Genomic DNA, 3057 nt, shown 5'->3' on the forward strand with positions numbered 1-3057 from the left:
CCTCCCGCCAGCCCTCCAGCAGCTCCTTGGCGTTCCAGTCCCGGTTCTTGGTGGTGAACCCCTCCGGACCGATCTCCCGCGTGGTCAGCAGGATATGGGCATGGTGGTTGCGCTCGTCGCCCTCACGCCCTGGGGCGTGCAGGGCAATATCCGCGACCATGCCCCGGTCCACGAACTCGCGCCGGCAGAAGTCGCGGACCAGCTGCAGCCGCTGCGGGGCGTCCAGCTCGCAGGGTAAGGCTACCCTGACCTCACGGGCGACCTGGCTGTTCTTGCGCGTCTCGGCCAGCTCCACCGCGTTCCACAGCGCCGCCCGGTCCTGCACCCAGGTCGGGGCATCCGCAGGCGCGAGGGTCTCGACGTGATCNNGAAGGCGAGACCGGTGCGCTGATCCACGATCAGCTCGGCGCTGCGATACGCCGCCGCCGCCGTGGCGCTGCGCCCGGCAGAGCGGGAGATCATCGTGGCCCTGAGATGATAGATCGCCATATGCGCGCGCGCTCTTGCCTGGGGTTCAAAGGGGAATGCAGTTGCCCCTTTGCCCACACAAACGCGCAGCGTTTGTATAAGTGGGCACTTCGTGTCTTGCACCCTATGCTCAGCACCGCCAGACTTGCAACCATTGAGCGACCACAGGATTTCAAAATGCCCAGGACCATTGACCAGCAGATCGCCGAGGCACAGGCCAAGCTGAACCGCCTCNNCCGACAGAAGGCCAGCGATACCCGCCGCAAGATCATCGTCGGCGCCATCGTCACCACCGAAGCCTTGAAGGACCCCAAGATCGCCAGATGGATGGCGGCGACCCTGCGCAAGAACGCCACCCGCGAGGTCGATCAGAAAGAGATCGCCGGACTGCTGGTAGAGCTGGACGCAAAGGCGGGCACCGCATGAGCGCCGCCGCCAAATCCCCCGCCGAGCTGATTGCCGATCTGACCGACCAGGTGCGGCTCCTGCGCCAGGATGTGGGCAACCTCACCGCCACCGCGACCACCAAGGCCGAGGCGGCACGGCTCAGGGCCTCGGTGCAGAAGATCACCATCGACGCCCTGGAGCAGAACCGGCAGATCGCCAGCACCGCGGCCGAGATGTCCCGCCGCATGCACCGCGACAGCGTCACAGCCGCTCAGGAGGCCGCAGAACAGGCCGTGAGGGGGCTGGAACGTGAGATCCAGGCTGCGGCCAACCACATGCGCTTGGAGGCCGTCAGAGGCCGCAAGGAGGCCCTGTACAACTTCGGAGGGGGTCTGGCCGTCTTCGGGGGCTTGCTGGCTCTGGGGGGCGTTCTCGGCATCGTGGCGCTGCTCCTCATCCAGGGACGCGGCGATGCACGGGCGTTCGGAAAGTACCCTCTCACCTATTGCACGGCAGCAGGCGGGCAGGTCGCGTCTACAAGCGATGGCAGTCGCTTCTGTGGTATCTGGATCGATCCACCAAAACAGACGGATTGATGGACGTCGCGAGAGGAAGCGAGGAATGAACTAACATTTCTCGCTTTGCAATTTAATCCTATTCAATAGTAAATAAACTGATTTTGTTTAATAGGAAAAAATATAGCTTTCATGGAAAATGTCACATTCATGGTGGGAAGCCATGGCCCGTTCAAGGGAAGCTTGGTAAGCGAAACAGGTTCCGGGTACGTATTGTCATTCGAAAATATAAAAACGGGCCTGCGGACATTTAGAAACTTGCCAAATATCACAGTACAGACAAAATCCGGATTACGCCCATTCATAGCAACTGAATACTTTGTTGCGCCTTCAAAAAGCAGAACCGGTATTCTTGGGCGCATACAATTGCATAATTTATCATAGATTTTAATCAAGCATGGAAAATACAATGCGAATTATTTCAATTCATGCTATCAATTATGTTGTAGATAACAACACTCTCTGGAACAATGATGATTGGGCAAATATTCGCTCCCGCATCTTTGCCTGCCAACAGCGAACTGCGCAAGCAATACAGCAGCTAGAGATTGCACATAACGCTCTGAATGAATGCAACCTGCGCCTTTTAAAGGCTAAAGTTGTTCTGCATGAAGTGAATGCATTAATGCCTTCCAGTCCTAGTAAGGATGCCTATTGGTCAGGTTCCTACGCAGCCTTAAAATAGGGGTCTCTATTTATTGGCCAAGCGTTTAGTATCTCCAAAAACTACGGTGCAAGCATCATAAAACTTTCGTTCAGCACTTGATATTTTTGATTTCCCATTTGGTCATCTCCATTCCCAAGGCAACGACATAACGCGCAACAGGGCTATGCAGGTCTTTAGGGGGCATGGATGCGTCCATTGCCGCATAAAGCGCTTTAGCGGCGTCGTATTCCGCTTCAGAAGTGATTTCAGGAGGCTCCAAACCAAAAAAATGCCTGAACGCCACTTCAAGTTGCTTTTTAGAAACGGCGTTAGAAACAACCTTCAGGTGATCGTTATAATTATCCATTATTTTCTCATAATTCTTATATTCTTCGGTAAAAAGAGACTTTTTCTTACCGTACAATCGACGCGATGTCTGCCCTTTTTGATATTTAGAGGCATCATACTGAGAGACTTGCCTATCAAAGCGCCAGTACAAAACAGCATTTCCGGCAAAGAGACGGGATCGCAATGGTGCCGACCAGCGATATAACAACGGGCAGCTAATCTTGTCTTTGGGTCTGAGCACCAGACGTCTTCATGTTTTATCACGAAGAAGGAATATCCATGCTCCGCTCACAATTAATCGCGAAGCTTGTTGAGACTCATTCGCATCTGCCTCGGCCTGTTGTGGAGGCAGCCCTCAACGCGATTTTAAATGCGATCACCACCGGTCTGGCGCATGGCCATAGGGTGGAACTGCGGAAGTTCGGCAATTTCACCTCCAAGGTCCAAGAGGCCCGCATGGCCTCCGATCCAAGGACGGGTGAGGCTGTCTCTGTGGAACGCAAGCGGATCCTGCGGTTCAGAGCTGGCGGTCATATCCTCGATCGGCTCAATCACCCCACAACCCCTGGCTGATCTCCGCCTTCTGCGCTTTCCGGCGCATAACACCTCATATCCATCAGAGCGCAGCCAGAG

The 3057-nt window shown here is 55.2% G+C and carries 5 protein-coding genes; 3 read left to right on the top strand and 2 right to left on the bottom strand.

Going from position 1 to position 3057, the window contains the following annotated elements; genetic code table 11:
• Positions 1 to 367 (bottom strand): MobA/MobL family protein (locus tag BG455_RS17015; protein WP_281243936.1); only part of this gene is annotated, 367 nt, incomplete at both ends.
• Between the two features lie 523 nt (positions 368 to 890).
• Between BG455_RS17015 and BG455_RS16760 the strand changes: the two genes are divergently transcribed.
• Entirely contained in the window at positions 891 to 1451 is a 561-nt protein-coding gene (locus tag BG455_RS16760) for a hypothetical protein (RefSeq protein ID WP_071471166.1), read from the top strand.
• Between the two features lie 376 nt (positions 1452 to 1827).
• Positions 1828 to 2115, top strand: a complete 288-nt coding sequence (locus BG455_RS17215; protein WP_143079953.1) for a hypothetical protein — start codon at positions 1828 to 1830, stop codon at positions 2113 to 2115.
• A gap of 70 nt (positions 2116 to 2185) precedes the next feature.
• Here BG455_RS17215 and BG455_RS16765 read toward each other — a convergent pair whose 3' ends face one another.
• Positions 2186 to 2665 carry a hypothetical protein gene (locus BG455_RS16765; RefSeq protein ID WP_143079954.1) on the bottom strand — a complete coding sequence of 160 codons (480 nt, stop codon included), beginning with the start codon at positions 2663 to 2665 and terminating at the stop codon, positions 2186 to 2188.
• A gap of 11 nt (positions 2666 to 2676) precedes the next feature.
• On the opposite strand from BG455_RS16765, the gene BG455_RS16770 reads away from it, so the two are divergent.
• A complete protein-coding gene (locus tag BG455_RS16770; RefSeq protein WP_084386556.1) occupies positions 2677 to 2997 on the top strand; it encodes an HU family DNA-binding protein in 321 nt (106 codons plus the stop codon).
• Positions 2998 to 3057 lie beyond the last annotated feature (60 nt).

The sequence above is a fragment of the Roseinatronobacter thiooxidans genome (assembly GCF_001870675.1).
GTDB classification, from domain to species: domain Bacteria; phylum Pseudomonadota; class Alphaproteobacteria; order Rhodobacterales; family Rhodobacteraceae; genus Roseinatronobacter; species Roseinatronobacter thiooxidans.

Coding starts and splice junctions, on each gene's coding strand:
- BG455_RS17215 (WP_143079953.1), top strand. CDS start 1,828: ATGGAAAATACAATGCGAATTATTTCAATTCATGCTATCAATTATGTT.
- BG455_RS16760 (WP_071471166.1), top strand. CDS start 891: ATGAGCGCCGCCGCCAAATCCCCCGCCGAGCTGATTGCCGATCTGACC.
- BG455_RS16770 (WP_084386556.1), top strand. CDS start 2,677: ATGTTTTATCACGAAGAAGGAATATCCATGCTCCGCTCACAATTAATC.